The following is a 20,800-nucleotide window of genomic DNA, read 5'->3' on the forward strand; positions in this document are numbered from 1 at the left end:
CTAAAGTTAAGGATTTGTTTTCTGAGGAAGAATAGGTATTTTTTTTGTCTCAACCCCAAACCTCCCCATTAGATCGGTACCCTCCATTTTTACGAGATATGTGCTGGGCAGATCAGCCGCGTAAAATGAAATTGTTGCTTTGCCGCCCTCATCGGTCACTACATTTGCATCCCAAAAAATGGTTGATCTGTGATCGGGCAGTGCCCCGCTTTTGTCGGCCATGTATTTTGGGCTATAGAAATCTTTTGAACGGTAAACGGGTAAAGGCCTAAATACATACATTCCTGGGCTTGGCCTTATCCATGGGCCACTTCCACTTCTTGTGGTTATTTCTAAGAAGTAATATACACAGCCTTTATATACAGTAATATTCAAGATATCTCCTGCGGTTATATGATTTAGGATATATTCATTTGTCTCAAATACCTCTGGACTAAGGGCGGTACTACTGGTTCCGGTTAGGCTGGCATTATAATCATCCTCGGTACCCGATATTACATGGGTATTTATCTTATCAATCATGATATGCGAAACCAATGAACCACCCACCACATAGTTTCTAAATGTATGTTGTGCAGGCCTGGCGCTACACGCATTGGTCCAAAAGGTGCTTATCGTAAACGCGGGAATTTTTTCTTTGATCAAATCAACTAGCGTTTTTCTAGGGTTCTTTTTTAGGTCTTCTTCATTAATATTCATGAAAACTCTTGCATCCCACGCTGTGCTCATGATAAAATCCTTCAATTTTTTCTGGCCCTTTATTTCAACTTCTTTTAAAGTAGTTCCGGAAGGAGAAAAAACAGATGTAGTTTCTTTTTTTGAAGCTGTATTATAGTAATTCAGCAATGTACTATCTGGATTATTGTACCACGGTACAAGGGGCTCGATGGTTGTAATATCCTTTGCACGCACAAACTCATCAACCATAATTGTTGCCGCAGAAGTTTTACCTTTTGCATTTTTAATCTTGATGCTATAGGCCACTGAGTCGAACAAAGGCATATCTTTAAACACAAATCTTCCATTTTCATTGCTAAGGGTATCGGTTACAAAAATATTCTTGCCATGAGAAAGTAGAGTGAGGTTAACATTAGGTGCTGGTTGTTTAAAAAGTTTGGTCACATTTCCTTCGATCAGGTTGCCTTTTTCTGCTTTAAATTTCGGGAGCAGGTCTAATTTTAGCACGTCATCCCACTGATAGCCTACCCATCCTTGGGTAAGCAAAAGCTGATCTAATGCCAAAGATTTGCTGGCACCCCTACTAGAAAAGTACCAAGCCGCATCTTCAATATTACCCTTGATTTCGCTTTGTAAGAGAAAATAGGAAGTAATATTTCCTTGCTGATGATCTTGTTTAATCTGGCTTTCGTCAGTTACTGCAATTGAAAAACTTCCGCTCAAGGGAGTACCATCTTCTTTTGTTGCTATAATTTCTAAACTAACACTATCTCTTGGAGCAAAATTGTTTTTGTTGGGAGTGATGTTAAGTTGAATTGTTTGGGCATGATTAATCATGGCTTGCCGCTCGTTGATGGGCAGTCCTTCTGGAGAAAATAATGTAAAGTGGATTACCCCATCTGGAAAATCTTTTTTAGGAATTTTAAGGATATAAAAACCATTTTTTAGGTCCATGGCAACTTCCATTAGGGTTTCGCCCGTTGCTTGAGCAGACAAAAGATAACCATCGGTTTTTTTAAGCTCAGTGCCTTTAACATAAATAATAAGCGAATCGGGATTAGATAGGTGATCTATTCTTAATGCCGTGCCTTGGTCTTTGGCCATTGGAAGTTGTTTTCTGATTTCCGTACCCTTAATTTTTAATACCGCTGTGTACGTTTCGCCTTTTAGTGGCAATAGAAAAAAATTGCCCATGCCTTTATGAACGGTATTGAAAGGGATAACTGTTTCGTTTTGGCTATTTACAATATTGCCGCTCACCTCTCTGCCCAACCCATCCGCACCAATGGCTTTGAAACCTATTTTTCCATAAATGCCGTTTACCATATAACCGCCCTCGGGCATAAATTGAAGATCTACTTCATTGGTTTCTTGAAGTGATATGGCTAAGACAGCATTTTGCGTTTTGTTGTTTTTATCTACAATCAGAAAGCTGTAACGGTCTGTAAGGTTAGTGCTGCCTAGTGGAATGGTAGTTTCTATTCTTCCATCAACAGTTGTTTGAAGACTAGCATGCATCACTTTTTTATCCTTGTTCATGAGATAGACTTCAACAGGCTTCAATCCAACGGGTTCTTTTTGAATAGTCGTAATCCTGACCTTTAGGTCAAGTGTTTTCTTTGCTTCATTGATTGTTAGTTTTTGGTATGAATCAAGGAGCCATGTTTTAGTATTGGCTTTGCCAATGTAAAAGCTCTTTTGGTAAAAATAATCTTCTCCAAAGTTTTGTTGCCAATTACTATAAGCCCTAATGTTATATGTACCTTCCTTTAGGTTGGGCTTAAGAGCAAAATCGCCATAACCCAATCCGTTGTTCAGTAAGGTCACTCTATATTCTACCAATTTCAAACTGTCGTTAAAAAGTTCTACATAGATTTTATCGGTTCTGATGCTAGGCGTAAGGTCGGCGTTTAGTAAAAAGCTTTTAAACCATAGGGTATCGCCCATATTGTAATAGGGCTTATCAAAAGAAAGGTAAATCTTTTCTATGTGGAATGCCTTTTGGTAAGCTTGGAGTTTTGTTGATAAGGCGTTGCTTTGTGCGTGAAGACCTATTGAAATTGTTGAGAGCAATAAAGCAAGGAAGATGATACGTTTCATAGGATGATCGTTTATTTAGATTCTGTTCTACTTATTATCTTGATAGTAGCTTTCTTATAGCCAAATCTTCCCATCAGATCTGTTCCTTCTATTTTTATCGTGTAGTTTGTTGGTTTGTCGGCTGCATAGAATGAAAGCTGAGCTTTTCCATTCTCATCGGTTACTACATTTGCGTCCCAGAAAATGGTTGATCTGAAGTCGGGGGTCGTGGAATTTGTTATGGTATATCTTGGACTATAAAAATCTTTTGAAACATGGATTGGTAATGGTCTGTATACATAAATTCCGGCAGGTTTGCTTGACCAGGGGCCGTTACCACTTCTAGTAGTGATGTCGAGGTAATAGGTGCTACACCCTTTATAGAATTCAATTTGCTTTAAATCTTCGGCATTTAAACGACTAATGAGTTCATGGACTTCTTCATAATCAGTTACAATCTTGTCCACTCTAATCCATGAAACCAACAGTGTTCCAACCACATAGTTATCGTTAGGATGAGGTTTGGTGCCACTACCGCATGTTTGCCAATATTTACTTATGGTAAACCCCTCCATGGCTTCTTGTAACACTTGATAAGCTGTTTTCCGTGGATTTTTTTTCAGCTCTGCTTCTGTAACTCTCTTAAAAAAGCGGGCATCCCATGTTTCGTTGGTTAACAAATCTTTTTTCGGAGCAAATATCTCTACTTGCTTAAGCAATTGTCCATTTGCTAATTGCATCGCTTTCTCTGCTTGAATTACTCTTTTTTCGCTTGTTTTAAAATAATTTAACAAGGTGCTATCGGCGTTAAAAAACCATGGGGTAAGAGGTCTGTGGAAAGGGGTCTCTGTAGCGGGATTAAACTCATCAACATATATAGTCGCATTGGAGGTAGTTCCCTTAGCCTTTCTAATTTTGATGATGTAGGAAGCAGTATCTAGAGTTGGCAGATTTTTAAAAGTAAATTCTCCTTTTATATTGCTCAGGGTATCTGAAGCAAAAACATTCTTGCCAAGAGAAAGTAACATTAATCTGATTCCTTCAACCGGTTTATTGAATAAGCCAGTGAGTTTGCCATGAATTAAATTGTCTTTTTCTGGGACAAATTTTGGGAGAGCATTTTTATCCATCATGTTATCCCAAGAATATCCAATCCATCCTTGTGTAAGCAACAAATAATCTAATGCTAAAAATGTTTGTGGCTCGTTATTTCTAAAATACCAGCCTGCATCCTCAATATTTCCTTTTAGGTTGCTTTGAAGCAGGAAATAACTTGCAATATTAGCTTCGTTCAGTGGCTGTTTAATTTGCCCATCATCAGTTACCGAGATGGCAAAAGTTCCGCTTAAAGGGGAACCATCCTCATTCGTGGCATTAATGGTTAAAGATATACTGTCTTTTGGAAGATAACTGTTATTTGAGTGTTCAATGGATAGGTTAATGTGTTCGCCACCTTTGATTAAAATCTGACGTTCGTTCAAAGGTTGTTGCTCTGGAGAGAATAGCGTAAAATGAACTATTTGATTTGTAAAGATTGATTTTGGTAATTTAAGGTTAACAAAACTCCTTTTTAAGTTAATAGGCAGTGCGAGTAGTATTTTTCCGGCAGATTGGGCAATTAATTGGTAGCCGTCTGTACTTTTATCCGCGGTAGCTTTAAGGAAAACATACATTGAGTCTGGATGTGAAAGATATTCAACCCGAAGTGTTGTGCCGCTTGGTTTTGCGGTTGGCAAAGGAAACCGTTGTTCTATGTTATTGCTATTAACGATAGCTGTATACGTTTCTCCAGCTTGAGGCAAGAGATTAAAACTGCCCATACCCTTATGTCCAGAAGCAAATGAAGCTAAGATTTTATTCTGGTGATCAACGATACTACCAGTGATATTTCTTGATAATCCGTCTGTTCCAAGGGCTTTAAAGGCTATTTTGCTATAAATATCATTCACCAATAATCCACCTTCGGGCATAAATTGTAGATCTAGTTCAGATAAATCAGGCAGTTTAATTGGCACCATTAACTTTCTAGATCTATCCTTTTTATCAAGAATATAGAGTTGATAATCTCCTGTGGTTTTTCCTTCAGGTATAGTTATGTTCGTTTCTATTAACCCATCGAGTGTTGTTTGCACATCCGACCGCATCAATTTTTTTTGATCGTTCACAAAAGAGACCTCTAAATCTTTTAGTCCCGCTGGCTCGTTCTTCAGATTTGTGAGCTTAATTTTTAGGTTTAATGTACGTTTTGCGCCATCTGTTGTTAACCGTTGGTTTGTGGTTATGAGCCAGGTTTTAGGGTCTACTTTTCCTAAATAGAAACTTTTCTGAAAAAAGTAATCTTCACCAAAATTCTGTTGCCAATTGCTGTATGCTCTTATGGTATATGATCCTTCCCTCAATTTAGCTTCTAAAGGAATATCCCCATAACCTAGGCCATTGTTCAGTGCAATAGCCAATCGTTCTATCAGTTTCGAACTGTCGTTAAAAAGCTCTACATAAATTCTATCAGTTAACGAAGTAGGTCCTAGATTTTCATTAAGCAGGAAGCTTTTAAACCATATGGTATCGCCTGTATTGTAATAAGGCTTATCGAATGTTAAATATAGTTTCTCTTTAGGAAAATTCTTTTCGTAAGATTCTATTCGTTCGATTAATGAAATTCGTTGTTGGGAAAAAACAACGGTGGTATTGATAAAGAGAATCAAACCCAAAAATAAGCTAAACAAAGAAGCGATTTTTAGTATTCTCATTTTGAAATGGTTTTCGTTAAAATTACATTTAGGTTCCTGTTGGTCTAACTTCCTTTTGCTGCTCTTGTCATTTGTTCAAGCATATCCCACATTTCGGAAGGTATTGCTTCTAATCCGTTCATTTGTCCTGCACCTTGTAACCATTCTCCGCCGTCGATGGTAATTACTTCACCATTAATATAGCCAGAGAAATCGCTAATCAGAAATGCTGCCAGGTTGGCCAGCTCTTGGTTTTCGCCAACACGTTTTAAGGGAACTCTCTTTTTAAAATCAAATTTTTCTGCCAAATCTCCGGGCAATAGCCGGTCCCAAGCGCCTTTAGTTGGAAAGGGCCCAGGGGCGATGGCGTTGGTACGGATACCATATTTCCCCCATTCTACGGCTAAAGATCTTGTCATGGCCAATACCCCTCCTTTAGCACATGCTGATGGTACCACATAGGCGGAGCCTGTAAAAGCGTAAGTGGTTACGATGTTGAGCACGCTTGCAGGCTGTTTTTGGGCAATCCAGTGCTTCCCAAAAGCGAGGGTACAATTTACGGACCCTTTAAGAACGATATCGATGATGCTAGAAAATGCATTTGCGGAAAGCCTTTCGGTTGGAGAGATAAAATTGCCTGCTGCATTATTTACTAAGCCATCAATTTTTCCAAATTTGCTCAACGCTTGGGCAAGCACCTGTTCAACCTGCTCATAATTTCTAACATCACATTGCAATGCTAAAACTTCGCCACCTGTTTCGGCAGCCATTTCTTGGGCAGTTTTTTGCAATACTTCTAATTTGCGACTGGTGATAACCAAATTGGCGCCTAGTTTTAAAAAATAAGTGCCCATTGCCCTACCAAGTCCTGTACCTCCACCGGTAACAACTATTGTTTTACCTTTTAAGGCATCGTCTCTTAACATCGGTTGATTGTACATAGTCTAGGGTTAAGCGTTTTGGTTAAGTTAATTTTTCTTTTGTAAACTATCAATGATGGTTTTTAGGATAGTGCGTGTACTTGGCGACCACCATTGTTTGAGCATAATTTCTAAATCAGCGCTCTGATCGGCCCCGGTACTTTCTATTAATGACCTTCTTATATTTAATTTGCTTCGAGACCAAGTGTGGCTTTCGAAAGCCATATATTTTCTCACTTTTCTTTCGGCCGCCGTTAATATACTCTCTTGTTTAACAACCTCATCAACCAAGCCAATTGTGAGTGCTTCTTCTGGGTTAAATAATTTTCCCTCCAGTAGGCTTCTCGTGGCGTTCGCTTTTCCCAGCCAAAAAGAATAAAGTTGGAAGATGGAATTAGGAACGATAATTCCGACAGGGACTTCGTTCAAACCAATGATATATCTTCCTTCAGCCATTACACGGGCGTCGCAGGCTAAAGCGAGAACACAACCTCCAGCTGGGCTATGTCCATTAATGGCAGAAACTAAAGGTTTGCTAAATGCGGTTATTTTTGCGACAAAATTTAAGAAGAGGTACCAAAAGCTTTTAGCCTCATCTTCATTATAAGCGTAAAGTTCGATTAGATCTAAACCTGCGGAGAAGAAATGTTCTTTTCCAGTGATCAATACGCCACCAATGTTTGCATCCGTTTCGATATTTTGGAGCATATCTGTAAGTTCGGTAACCATTTCCCGGTTTAAAGAATTTGATTTTCCTCGATTTAAGGTAATTATTGCCAAACGATCTTTGATGGTTACGTCTATAGTGTTCATATAATTGGTTATTGTACTTGGTAAGTATAAACTTTTCTGCCAATGTTTCCAAATGCGTCCATTCCTTCTACAGTAACCCGATAGTTTCCGGGAGTACCAGCATTAAAAAAGCTTACGTTAGCCAGTCCATTTATATTGGTAATCACATTAGGGTTCCAATAAATCGTACTGCGTAAATCCTGCATTTGTAAATCTACTTTGGGGTTGTCATAGGACGGAGAATAAAACTCTTTTTTAGTAGAATAACCAACGTTGGTTAGTTTAGCAATATTAGTAGCGGGGGGTAAATTTCCTCGGGGGCCGGATTTAGTGGTGATGTATATTGCCCCGCCAACTGCATCCGGTCCCAAAATAGTCAGATTATAATTACTTGTTAAAATCTCTATTCCCTCCACGTCTGCGGGATTGATACCGTCGATAAAATCAGGTGCCTCCAGTTGGTTAACCTGTACGCCGTCTACGATAAGCAACATCGGAGGATTTGCTGTAATCGAAGACTGAGCTCTTGTTCTGAAGAGCATATGATGGGTGTTCACCACTTTCACCATAACACCTGGACTCTTATAAAACGGACTGAAAATATTGATGGCGCCCACTAAATCTTTAGCCTTTATCACATAATCAGCCGCTCCACTGGCATTTTGAGAACCCGGTACGTTTAAAGGGAGCGGTAATTTTAATTTAGCTTTAATCGTAACCTGTTTTAACGCGATGCTTTTGTCTAGCTGGTTAAACTTGTTCAGTTCAACATAAAGTTCCTTGGTGCTCTTTAAGTAGGGAAGGATATCAATAGAACGTGTAGTAAAAGTATAGGGGCTAACTTCCGGTCGTTGATTTACCTTGATCAGGATATCCTTGCTGTTGGTCTTTGATTTTGCCTGGATAATAAACGAAGCGCTGTCTGGCAGTTCCAGCCTGTCGAACAGGAAATTTCCCTGGGCATTGGATACGGTATCAAGGTTCAGGAAGAAGGTCGGAAGGGTTGAAAAGAGGTTTATTTTTGCATCCGCCATGGGCTTGTTCCCCATGGTGATCTGTCCACTGATCTCTAGGCTCTCTTCTGGCCTGAAGGTAAGCACGGGATCCTTATCGTTCACTATATCCTGCCAAACAAACCTTCTCCATCCCTGGGTAAGCAACAGCTGGTCGAGGTGCTTTTCCCTATCGGCATTTGCTGGATTGAAGTAGTAGTTGGGCTGTTCTATAAAGCCCTTTAGATCTGAGGTAAGCAAGAGGTTGGAGAGTATGGTCACTTCCCCATCCTCGTTAGCGGGCACCTTTCCCTCGTCTACCACGGCAACCGAAAAATTCCCGTCTACCAGATTGCCGTTAATGTCTGTGGTAAGCAGGTTCATATCCACCTTCTTTTTTGTAGCGGGGGCTGCGTTACCTAGTTTTAACTCTATCTTTAACCTGTCCTGATGGTCTACGAACACCAGGCGCTCGGCAACAGGCTTACTCTGTGCATCAAAAAGGGTGAAGTGAACAATGCCCGTAGGGAAAGTTTTTTTCGGGATATTGACTAAAAGATTTGATTTTTCAATCTTTCCAGTAAAAGAAGCGTATGCCATTCCGTTAGATTGCGCAACCACATACACCTCATTGTTAAGTAGCTTAGGGCTTCCAAATATGCGAACAGCCAAGTTTTCTTCATTGCTGTTTACTGCAAGCGCATAACCATTTTCTATTGCCTTGGGGAAGCTGAACGACTCGGTGCTGCCATCGGCCATGGTTACCGCTGCAGTATAGCTTTCATCAGCAAGAGGCGTGAAGGCAAATGCGCCCATCCCGGCATGTTCTGCGGTAAATTCGGCCACCTTTTCCCGGTTTCTGTTCAGGATATAACCGCTCAAGTTGGCCCCCATCCCGTTGGATGTTACCGCCTTTACCCCGATCTTGGTCCTGTTGCCCACAAGCAGGTTTCCGCCCTCGGGGAAGAACTGAAGGTTTAGCTCCAGCTTCTTTTCTTTGGCGGTCTTTGCAGTTACTGGGCCGTCCAGTACATTCCCTATTTCAAGGGTTTTCTCAAAGAAAAAATCATTTCCGTAGTTGCGCATATAGTTGGTGTAGGCGCGGATCCGGTATGTTCCAGAGCTAAGGCTATCGAGCAGACTGATGTTCCCAAAGGCAAGTCCATTGTCTACGGGCAGTGTTAGCTTTTTTGCGATTTCGTTCTTGTCGTTGATAAGGTCTACATATAGTACCCTGCTCACCAGTGAGGGCTCGTTTTTTTCGGCGGTTACCAGATAGGCCTTTAGCCAGATATCTTCGCCAATGGCATAATAGGGCTTGTCAAGGTGAAGGTGAACTTTTTCTTGTGGATAGGCCGCTGTTATTCTGGACAGCTGCTTCAATAGTTTTTCGAGGGGTGTTTCGTCGGCCTTGAAGCTTAAAAGGGCGATTATTCCAATGCTGAGAAAGCTTAATTTTAAAAATTTGGTCATAGGGGTAGATTAATTTAACTGGGAGACTTCGTAGGTAAACACTTTTCTCCCAATGTTGCCAAAAGAGTCGATTCCCTCAATTGTTACTCTGTAAGATCCTGGATTACTCGGGTTAAAAAAAGTTAGCTTTGCCTTTCCATTATTTTCGGTATTTACATTTGGGTTCCAATAAATGGTACTACGTAAATCCTGCATACTTCTGTTAGTTTTGGGATCGTTATAGGCGGGCACATAGAACTGTTTTACGGTAGAATATCCCACGTTAGTTAGTTTTGCTACATTTGTAGCAAGTTCTGGATCGCTCCCGCCCATTTTAGTTGTGATATAAATTGCTCCACTCGCAGCGTCTGGTCCTAACACAGAAATGTTATAATCACTTGTTAAAATCTCAATGCCTTCCAGATCCGCCGGATTAATTGTTCTAAGGAAGTCTGGCATTTGAAGCTGGTTGATCTGAGTTCCATCTACTATTAGCAACATGGGGGATCCGCCTGTGAAGGAGCTTAAAGCGCGGGCTCTGAAAATCATTCCGTTTTTAACCATTACCCCACGGGCCCGATAAAAGGGACTGAAAATATCAATAGCATCTTTCAGCATTTTTTTAGTAATAACATAATCAACGGAGCCACTAGCATTGGTTGAATTTTTTACGTTAACTATTGGTTTAAGTACATGGGGAGCAGTAATAGTTACCTGTTTCAGTGAAATTCCTTTATCCAAGAGGTTAAATTTTTCCAGTTCCACGTACATTTCTTTGGTGCTCTGTAAGTAGGGCTCAATGTTTAAGGAAGCTCCAACATAATCAAAAGGGCCAACCTCAGGCCTATGATTCATGCGGATAGTAACTGCATTACTATTTTTGTTTGACTTGGCCTGTACCAAAAAAGAACTACTATCGGGAAGATCCAACCGATCAAAAATAAAATTGCCAAAAGCATTGGTAACGGTATCTATTTTAAGTATTAGTCCTGGAGTGGTAGAGATTAAGCTGATTTTCGAATTAGCGAGAGGCTTATTGTATTCGTTAGTAATCTTGCCCGTTATTTCCAGGCTTTCTTCTGGCCTAAACGTAAGGATTGGTTCTTTACCGTTTTTTATATCCTGCCATGTAAATCTGCTCCATCCCTGTGTTAACAACAAATGGTCAAGATGTTTTTTTCTATCTGCATTTGCCGTATTGAAATAATAATTTGGGCTTTCTATGTAGCCCTTTAGGTCTGAGCTTAGCAATAGGTTACTTAGGATTGTGATTTCGTCGTCTTCGTTAATGGTTACTTTTTTCGAATCGGTAACTGCAACGGAGAAGCTACCGTTTACTGGATTGCCATTGAGATCGGTAACAGCAAGATTGAGCTGCATCTTTTTTAGCGGCAAGGCTTGGGGCGTTTCGTTATTGATATTTATCTTAAGCTGATCATCATGATCTACAAAGACCAACCGTTCTGCCAATGGATCATTATCTTTATTAAACAGAGTGATGTGGGAAATTCCGGTTGGCAGGCTTTCTAATGGGATATGGGCAATTAAACTTCGTGCATCTATTTTGGTAGTGAAAGAAGCATATACGATGCCATTAGATTGAGCAACTACACTTAGCTCTTGACCATTTACAAGATCTTGGCTACTGAAAATCTGTACACTAATATTATCCGGTAATCTATTTATCCCAATGGAGTGGCCGCTATTTACAGCTTTTGGCAAACCGAAAGATTGGGTACTCCCATCACTTAATGTTATAATTGCGGTATAGCTTTCGTTGGCCAGGGGCATTAAGGCAAAGGCGCCCATGCCAGCATGCTCAGTAGCAAATTCGGCTACTTTTTCCTTATTTTTATTGACAATGTATCCGCTCAGGTTAGCACCAATTCCATCGGATGTTACCGCTTTAACTCCAATCTTGGTTCTATTGCCCACCAACAAATTACCGCTCTCAGGAAAAAACTGAAGGTTCAGCGCCTCCTTATTTTCTCTTTTTTTCTGAGCTTTAACACTATTGATGTCGACGACGTTTCCTATTTCGATCGTTTTCTCGAAGAAAAAATTGTCGGTAAAATTGCGCATGTAGTTGGTGTAGGCACGGATCCGATACGTTCCAGAACTTAGGCTGTCTATTAGGCTGATGTTTCCTGAAGCGAGGCCATTGGTAACGGGCAGTGTAAGTTTTTTTCTGATTTCGTTCTTATTGTTGATCAGGTCTACATAGAGCACCCTGCTCAAGAGCGAGGGCTCGTTTTTTTCGGTGGTTACCAGATAGGCCTTTAGCCAGATATCTTCGCCCATGGCATAGTAGGGCTTGTCTAGATGGAGGTGAACTTTTTCTTGTGGGTAGGCCGCAGTAATCCTCGTCAGCTGCCTCAATAGTTTTTCAAGCGGTGTTTCGTCGGTCCTGAAGCCTAGCAGGGCAATTATTCCGAAGCTAAGAAGGCCTATTTTTAAATGTTGGTTCATAGGGACAGATTAATTTAGTTGGGACACTTCGTAGGTAAAGACTTTTCTCCCAAGATTACCAAATGCATCCATTCCTTCTATGGTAATGCGATATTTTCCTGGGGCGCTGGCATTAAAAAAACTTAAGTTGGTTTCTCCTTTTACATTAGTTCCAACTTTGGGGTTCCAATAAATCGTACTACGTAAATCCTGCATCTCTTGATTTGTGTTGGGATTATCATAGGCAGGAGAAAAAAACTCTTTTTTAGCGGTATAACCAATGTGTGTTAACTTGGCAATGTTTGTTGCCGGAACAATGGGTGCACCTCCACCAGATTTAGTGGTAATGTATATTGCCCCGCTAGAAGCATCAGGACCTAAAACAGTAAGGTTATAATAGCTCGTTAGCACCTCGATTCCCTCTACATCAGCTGGATTGATACTCTCAATAAAATCAGGGGCCTCCGTCTGTTTAACTTGTACACCATCTATGATGAGCAACATGGGGGGATTTGCCGTGAGCGACTTTTGAGCCCTAGTTGGAAAAATCATTCTTTTACCGCCTACCATTTTGACCATTACTCCCGGGGTTTTGTAAAACGGACTGAAAATATTGATTGCCCCTTCAAGCATTTTAGCAGTAATCACCTGATCTACCGAGCCACTTGCATTTGTTGAACCCTTCACATTAACAGTTGGCTTAAGCACGTGGGGAGCTGTTATTGTTACCTGTTTTAAAGAAATGCCTTTGTCTAGCTTATTAAACTTGTTGAGCTCCACATAGAGTTCCTTGGTGCTCTGTAAATAGGGGAGGATGTTTATAGAGCTTGCCGTAAAAGTAGAGGGGCTAACCGACGGCCGCTGGTTTACCTTGATCAGGATGTCCTTGCTGTTGCTCTTTGACTTGGCCTGGATAATAAAGGAAGCGCTGTCTGGCAGTTCCAGCCTGTCGAACAGGAAATTTCCCTGGGCATTGGATACGGTATCAAGGTTCAGGAAGAAGGTCGGAAGGGTTGAAAAGAGGTTTATTTTTGCATCCGCCATGGGCCTGTTCCCCATGGTGATCTGTCCACTGATCTCTAGGCTCTCTTCTGGCCTGAAGGTAAGCACGGGATCCTTATCGTTCACTATATCCTGCCAAACAAACCTTCTCCATCCCTGGGTAAGCAACAGCTGGTCGAGGTGCTTTTCCCTATCGGCATTTGCTGGATTGAAGTAGTAGTTGGGCTGTTCTATAAAGCCCTTTAGATCTGAGCTTAGCAAAAGGTTGGAAAGGATGGTCACTTCCCCATCCTCGTTAGCGGGCACCTTTCCCTCGTCTACCACGGCAACCGAAAAGTTTCCGTCAACGAGGTTCCCATGTACGTCTGTGGTAAGCAGGTTCATATCCACCTTCTTTTTTGTGGCGGTTGAGCCATTACTCAGTTTTACCTCAATTTTTAACCTGTCCTGATGGTCTACGAATACCAGCCGCTCTGAAACAGGTCTGCTTTCGCTATCAAAGAGTGTGAAATGAACAATGCCCGTAGGAAAATCCTTTTTTGGGATGTGGGCCAGAAGATTTGCCCTGTCCATTTTGCTCACAAAAGAAGTATAGACAATTCCATTAGACTGACCTATCAAGAAGACTTCTTTATCATTAATTAGGTTAGGGCTTCCAAATATGCGTACTGTAAGATATTCTTCATTGCTGTTTACTGCAAGGGCATAACCATTTTCTATTGCCTTGGGGAAGCTGAACGACTCGGTGCTGCCATCGGCTATGGTTACCGCTGCAGTATAGCTTTCATCAGCAAGAGGCGTGAAGGCAAATGCGCCCATTCCGGCATGCTCGGTGGTAAATTCGGCCACCTTTTCCCGGTTTCTGTTCAGGATGTAACCGCTCAAGTTGGCCCCCATCCCGTTGGATGTTACCGCCTTTACCCCGATCTTGGTCCTGTTGCCCACAAGCAGGTTTCCGCCCTCGGGGAAGAACTGAAGGTTTAGCTCCAGTTTCTTTTCTTTGGCGGTCTTTGCAGTTACTGGGCCGTCCAGTACATTCCCTATTTCAAGGGTTTTCTCAAAGAAAAAATCATTTCCGTAGTTGCGCATGTAGTTGGTGTAGGCACGGATCCGGTATGTTCCAGAGCTAAGGCTATCGAGCAGACTGATGTTCCCAAATGCAAGTCCATTGTCTACGGGCAGTGTTAGCTTTTTTGCGATTTCGTTCTTGTCGTTGATCAGGTCTACATAGAGTACCCTGCTCAGCAGTGAGGGCTCGTTTTTTTCGGTGGTTACCAGATAGGCCTTTAGCCAGATATCTTCGCCAATGGCATAGTAGGGCTTGTCTAGATGGAGGTGAACTTTTTCTTGTGGGTAGGCCGCGGTAATCCTTGCCAGGTGCTTCAATAGTTTTTCAAGCGGCGTTTCGTCGGTCCTGAAGCCTAACAAAGCAATTACAGTTAGGCTAAGGAGATATAGTTTTAACCTGTTTGTCATAGCGTATTAATTAAATTCCCTTATCGATAAAACTCTAATCGGCTAGAAACTTCTTACCTGTTTTATAGGTTCTATTTTACCAAGTAAGTAAAGACTTTTCTTGCCAAACTTCCATTTGCATCAATACCTTCTATTACAATCCGATAGTTTCCGGCTTGATCCGTATTGTAATAATTAATGCTTGTTTTGCCATTGGCATCCGTTACCAAATGAGGTTCCCAAAATACAGTAGTCCTCAAATCAGGTTTGCTATCGGGGCTTGCATCGTATTTAGGCGAATAAAATTTACGCGGAATATCATAACCCTTTGGAGAGAAGGTAACAATTCCGGGAGCATAAATATCAGCCATTTTTCGGCCTTTGCCTTGTTTTGTGGTAATTACAAGCACCCCGAAATAGCCGTCTAAGCCGTAAATGGCTGAATAGGACACGTCGGTAAGTACTTCAATACTTTCTACATCTGAGACTTCAATATTATCTAGCGAAAAATCCCGTAAAACCATACCGTCTAGAGATACAGCCATTACTGGTTGCTGCGCTGGATTAAGCAAATCAGCTGGTCTTGGTTTAGTGAGGATGGGATAACCTCTAGTATCTTCTAGCGTAGAAACGGCCACGCCAGGCACTCTTCCCTGAAGGTACTGCGCCAATGAAGTCGAATTTTCAAGGTCTTTAGCCGTTATCACTGAATTTGCCCTACCACGTCCATTTAAGTTGGATGAATTCGGAGCAGCTAAATCTTCTGGCTTCGTTCGCGCAACGATATTCACCGTCTTAAGTTGGTTGGTCCGATTTAAAAATCCTTTTTTGTTCTGATCATCAAAATATTCCTCGCTTTCTTTCAGGTAGTTTAAAAGGGATGCATTAACATTCACTTCGATATCCCCTGTATTTTTACTTTGGCTTACCACTTGTTCGGGAAATTTATCGAGCTTAATCGTTACGTTCTTTTTATCTTCTTTGGTACTTGCCTGCACAACAAACCTAATGCTATCTCCAAAACTAATATCATCAAAACTAAAGCGTCCATCCTGATTGGTAGTTGTTGTGGTTACAAACATACCTTTGGAAGAGGAAAGCAAGGTAATTTTGCCCCCAACTACTGGCTTTTTATTCGTGGTAGTTACCACGCCGCTAATATTCATGAATTTTTCGGCAGGATAGCTGCTAACTGGTTGCTGCCAATTGCTTACAGTAGTCCAATCTATTTTTCTCCAACCTTGTGTAAGCATGAGATTGTCTAATTCTATTCTTGTGTTGATGTCGTCATTTAAAAAATAATGGTTTGGCTTCTCTACGTAACCCACAAGGTCGGGGCTCAGTAATAGACCCGTTAGAATATTGGTTTCATTGTCTAGATCTGGGGCAACGATGTCTGAGTTAGTTACTGAAGCAGAAAAGCTTCCTTGTACTGGGGCATTATTGTTTAATGCTGAAATGTTTATACTTACGCTTCCTTTTTTGCCATATACCGGTTTGATATTATCTGAAACAAGCCCAATCTTATCAGATTTGTTTTCTATAAAAATCATCCGCTCACTTATGGGCAGATTATTTGGAGCAAATAAGGTAAGTTGAACGATGCCCGAGGGGAATTCTTTTTTTGATACAACGATTGTTGAAACCTGCTTGCTGGTGACAACTTTAGTATTAACAAAAACATTACCGTCATGCTGGGCAATGAGATTGAGCTCGCCTTTGTTCAAAAGGTCTGGACTTAACATTACCTTTATTGATAGTTTGGCTGTATCGCTATTGTTTACCGCAAGTACGTATCCGCTTTTCTGTACTTTAGGCAAGGCGAATTGCCTTTCAGAACCATTAGGCTGTTTTATTTTAGCACTATAGGTTTTTCCTTCGGAAGGAGTGAGCGTAAAATTACCCATTCCCAAGTAGGCTGTTTCAAAACTAACCACTTCATTGCCTTCATTGTCTATAACCGTGCCGTTTACATTCTCTCCGAGGCCATTCCCGTTTATGGCCTTTAGCGCAATTTTGCAGGGAAGACCTTCTATTAAGTTCCCTCCTTCAGCAAAGAACTGCACATCGAGTGCTGAGCGGTATAATTTAACGGGAATGATTTTCGTAATTTTTTGCCCATCAGACATGGTGATAGTGGCAATTATTTTGGCCGCTTTCTGTTCTAACTGGGCAGTTGTGATATTCAGATTTAATATTCCATTAGCATCCGTATTGCCCTTTCCTTTTAACACACTTTTTCCATCAACCTGAACGTCATAATTAACCAGATTATTTATATAGGGCTGTTCGGTTTTATTGCTAAACCTTACCACCCCTTTTATTGATGCAACATTATTTATCGTGCTAAATTGATAATCTGTTTTGGTAAATACTTTATTAGCCCATGAATTACCAATTTTAATCGTTTTATCAAAAAAGAAGCTCGGCCCTGCATTTCTCATCCACTGAGTGTAGGCACGGATTCGATAATTGCCTTCGCTTAAATTGTCTTCTAGTTTGAAATCGCCATTGGCAACGCCTCCGAGCAGGGGAAGTTTAAGCAGTTTAGTTACCGAATCGTTTTCATTTATTAATTCTACATAGATGATATGGCTTATTGTAGAAGGCGCGGATGTCTTGCTATCGGTAACATAGGCCTTGAACCAAATATCATCACCAATAGCATAATAAGGTTTATCTAAGTGAAGATAGGCTTTTTCTAAGCGCTGCCCTTTCCCATATTCGTCAAGTTTTTTCAATAATTGGATAAAGGGGTCATCGTCTGAGACAAAAGCAGAAAAACTTAGAACACTTATTAGTCCAATACATAGGTTGATGAGAGTTTTTTTCATTAGTTTACTTGGTAGGTAGAGACGTTGTGCACTATATTTCCTATTGCATCTATCCCTTCTATTACAATTCTATAGGTGCCAGGTTGGTCGGTATTAAAATAATCAAACATGGCTTTCCCCGTTGGGTCTGATACCACGTGGGGATTCCAGTATACGGTTGATCGCAGATCAATTTTAGGATCTGGTTTGAAATCATTTTTGGGCGAATAGAAAGCACGCCCTTGAGTATATCCTTTAGGGGAATAGGTAACAATGCCGGGCGAATAGCGATTATAATCGCTAGTTCCAGCGCCTCTTTTGGTAGTAATTACCAAAACACCATTACTGCCACCACCACCATATATGGCGGTGTTACCGATGCTTTTTAAAATCTCCACACTTTCAACGTCTTGGACATTTATATCATCCAATTCAAATTCGCTTCCCATGTTCATTCCATCTAAAACAATGGCCATTGATCCTCTACCGCCTGCACGCATCAAGACAGCCCTTCCATTCATTATTGATAAACCGGCTACTCTCCCTTGTAAATATTGAGAAAGGGAATAGGCGGTCTCTAAATCTTTTGCGGTAACTATTTGATCGGCACGACCTGCCCCATTTAAATTTTGCGAGTTTGGTGTAGGATTTTTCTTCTCTACAATTTTAACCTCCTTTAACAAAATGGTCTGATCTAGCAACCCTCGTTTAACCTGTTCGTTAAAATAGCTTTCGCTTTGTTGTAAATAAGTTTTGAGTACCTCGTTAACGTTAACTTCGATATCTCCAGTGTTTTTGTTTGCTGTAACTACCTGGCCTGGTACAACATCAAGATCTATTTGTACATTCTTATTATTTTTATCGGTACGGGCCTGAACAACAAATTTCACATTTTCACCAAAGGCGATCTGATCAAAATTGAAGCGTCCATTGGCATCGCTTAACGTATCTGTCGCAAAGAAACCACCTGAATTAGAAAACAATGATACTTTTCCTCTAGACACTGGCTTGCCCCCTTTAGTAATGGTTCCGCTAATGTGCATCGCTTTTTCCGGTTGATAGGTAATAATTGGAAATTGTGAGGCCGCAACTTTTTGCCACTCGATTTTTCTCCATCCTTGGGTAAGCATCAACAGGTCTAAATTGGCTTTAGTTTTTTTGTCGTTAGTTAAGAAATAACGATTGGGCTTTTCTACATAGCCAACCAAGTCTGAAGTAAGCAGAAGTGAGGTATAAATGTTGCTTTCATTTTCTGGATCAGGGGTAATTACAGATGCGTTGGTTACGGCAATAGAGAAGCTTCCCTGTAGGGGTTTGTTGGTATTAGTTGCCAATAACGACAATTGAACTTTTTCTCTTTTGGTGTAGGTTGATTTAAGGCTCTGGACTTTTAAATCGATTTTATCAGTGTTATTATTCACAAACGCGATGCGCTCACAAACTGGCTGCCCTTCTGGATTAAACAAAGTAAGTTGCACTATGCCAGAGGGGAATTCTTCTTTTGGCGCCACTACCGAAACCAATTGCTTAGAAGTAGGTACCTTAGTTACGAAATATACGGCGCCATTATGCTGCGCAACCATTCTAAGGTCGCCTTTGTTCATCAAATCAGCAGAAAGCATTACTTTGATGTTCATTTTTGCCGAATCAATATTATTTACAGCAATTACATAACCACTACTTTCTATCTTAGGCAAAGGCAACGTTGTTTCGGTACCGTTTGCAAATTTTATCTTTGCTTTATACGTTTTTCCGGGCAATGGATTCAAGATAAATGAACCCATACCTAAGTATGACGTTTCAAATCTAGAAAGTTCTACCCCATCATTATCAACGATTGAACCACTTAGGTTTTCGCCTAAACCACTTGGGTTTACGGCTTTTACGGCAATCCTACAAGGAAGTCCCTCGATCAAATTTCCTCCCTCGGGAAAAAATTGAACATCTGTAGCGGTTGAAGTACTTAGAATAGGAATGCTTTTTACTACCTGAAGCTTATTCGGTAAGGTAAGGGTAGCGATAATTCGTCCAGATTTATACAGGTTTGGCTGTGTATTCAGAACAGTAACACTTAATTCGCCATTGGCATTGGTAACGCCCTTGCCTTTACCTAAATTCCTATTGCTGAGCTGTATTTCGTAACTAACTGGGGCATTATCGTAAGGTTTACCAGCTTTATCAGAAAACTGTATAGTACTGATCACTTTTTGATTTGTATTTTCGAGACTATATACACTACTTGTTTTTGTAAAGACTTTATTTGCCCATGAATTACCGATCTTGATAGTCTTATCAAAAAAGAACGCAGGCCCAGCATTACGCATCCATTGGGTATACGCCCTGATGCGATAGTTTCCTTCTGCTAATGAATCACTAAGTTTAAAATCACTCCAGGTAATGCCACTTTGCATGGGTAATTTGAGCTGAGTTTTAACCGAATCCTTTTCATTTATCAGTTCAACATATAAGATACTGCTCAACATTGATGGTGCTGAAGTACGTGCGTCAATAACATAGGCCTTAAACCAAATGTTATCCCCAATGGCATAATAGGGTTTATCCAAGTGCAGGTAAACCTTTTCTTGCGGATTTTTGGCGACAAATTCTTCTAGCTTTTTAAGTAAGGCTGAAAAAGGATCATCATCTACAACAAAGGCAGAAAAACAAAATATAGAGAAAAAGGTGAGGAGCGCAAGAGGGAGGATCAGGAATTTTCTTTTCATTTGGTGTGGTTCTATTCAAACTATTCGGCCAATCTTTAACATGGAACACAGTTGTGACCGAATCAATTAAGCCTCAAGTTACAAAAACCTCAGGCTTAATGGAAATAAATCACTTAAAAAGTTAGTTACATACTAAAAAGTATTTTTAAACATCATACTTTCAACGGGTTTGGTAGTTTTATTGTTGTATTTAGCATCTTCTTTTGTGTTGTACATGTTGGTTATGCTCCCGTCAACGGCAAAATAAATTAATTGCCCTATTGGCATGCCCGCATAAATCCGAACTGGTTGGGCACAAGAAATTTCTAAGGTCCAGGTGTTGCAAAAACCAACGTCACCTTTTCCAGCTGTGGCATGGATATCGATTCCTAACCTACCAGTGCTACTTTTTCCTTCCAAAAATGGGACATGTGCATGCGTTTCGGTGTACTCTAGCGTAACTCCAAGGTACAACGTTCCGGGTTGAAGCACAAAACCATCTTTTGGAATTTCGAAATGTTCGATTTTATTGTGTGCTTTAGCATCTAAAACGCGGTCCTTATAGGTGGCTAAATATTTGCCCAAATGCACATCGTAAGAGTTCGTGCCAAGGCACTCTATAGTAAATGGTTCGATAATGATGGTGCCTTTATCTATTTCTTCGAGGATGCGTTTATCAGAGAGGATCATTTTATGAAGTATTTTGGACTAAATTATGATTAATTTAAGATACTTTTG

General features: G+C 40.6%; 10 protein-coding genes. All 10 read right to left on the reverse strand.

Features of this window, described 5'->3' with window-relative positions; all coding sequences use genetic code 11:
• Positions 1 to 6: 6 nt before the first annotated feature.
• Positions 7 to 2,778, reverse strand: coding sequence for a hypothetical protein (locus AC6H0V_RS16450; RefSeq protein ID WP_497561291.1), 2,772 nt, complete (start codon positions 2,776 to 2,778; stop codon positions 7 to 9).
• Positions 2,779 to 2,789: 11 nt separating this feature from the next.
• Positions 2,790 to 5,507: a hypothetical protein gene (locus tag AC6H0V_RS16455; protein ID WP_497561292.1), complete on the reverse strand. Its 2,718-nt coding sequence runs from the start codon at positions 5,505 to 5,507 to the stop codon at positions 2,790 to 2,792.
• Between the two features lie 44 nt (positions 5,508 to 5,551).
• A complete protein-coding gene (locus AC6H0V_RS16460; protein ID WP_497561293.1) occupies positions 5,552 to 6,427 on the reverse strand; it encodes an SDR family oxidoreductase in 876 nt (291 codons plus the stop codon).
• A gap of 27 nt (positions 6,428 to 6,454) precedes the next feature.
• On the reverse strand, positions 6,455 to 7,219 hold the full coding sequence (locus tag AC6H0V_RS16465) for an enoyl-CoA hydratase/isomerase family protein (protein WP_497561294.1): 765 nt from the start codon (positions 7,217 to 7,219) through the stop codon (positions 6,455 to 6,457).
• 8 nt (positions 7,220 to 7,227) lie between these two features.
• Positions 7,228 to 9,663 carry a TonB-dependent receptor gene (locus AC6H0V_RS16470; protein ID WP_497561295.1) on the reverse strand — a complete coding sequence of 812 codons (2,436 nt, stop codon included), beginning with the start codon at positions 9,661 to 9,663 and terminating at the stop codon, positions 7,228 to 7,230.
• Between the two features lie 9 nt (positions 9,664 to 9,672).
• Positions 9,673 to 12,111, reverse strand: coding sequence for a hypothetical protein (locus AC6H0V_RS16475; RefSeq protein WP_497561296.1), 2,439 nt, complete (start codon positions 12,109 to 12,111; stop codon positions 9,673 to 9,675).
• 9 nt (positions 12,112 to 12,120) lie between these two features.
• The gene (locus AC6H0V_RS16480) at positions 12,121 to 14,568 is read right to left on the reverse strand and encodes a TonB-dependent receptor (RefSeq protein ID WP_497561297.1); all 2,448 of its coding nucleotides are present in this window, start codon (positions 14,566 to 14,568) and stop codon (positions 12,121 to 12,123) included.
• Positions 14,569 to 14,639: 71 nt separating this feature from the next.
• A complete protein-coding gene (locus AC6H0V_RS16485) occupies positions 14,640 to 17,381 on the reverse strand; it encodes a TonB-dependent receptor plug domain-containing protein (RefSeq protein ID WP_497561298.1) in 2,742 nt (913 codons plus the stop codon).
• Entirely contained in the window at positions 17,381 to 20,083 is a 2,703-nt protein-coding gene (locus AC6H0V_RS16490) for a carboxypeptidase-like regulatory domain-containing protein (RefSeq protein ID WP_497561299.1), read from the reverse strand. Before AC6H0V_RS16490 ends, AC6H0V_RS16485 begins: the two co-directional genes overlap by 1 nt.
• A 132-nt stretch (positions 20,084 to 20,215) precedes the next feature.
• On the reverse strand, positions 20,216 to 20,752 hold the full coding sequence (dcd, locus tag AC6H0V_RS16495; RefSeq protein WP_497561300.1) for a dCTP deaminase: 537 nt from the start codon (positions 20,750 to 20,752) through the stop codon (positions 20,216 to 20,218).
• Between the last annotated feature and the right edge of the window lie 48 nt (positions 20,753 to 20,800).

The sequence above is a fragment of the Pedobacter sp. NO84 genome, from assembly GCF_059703915.1.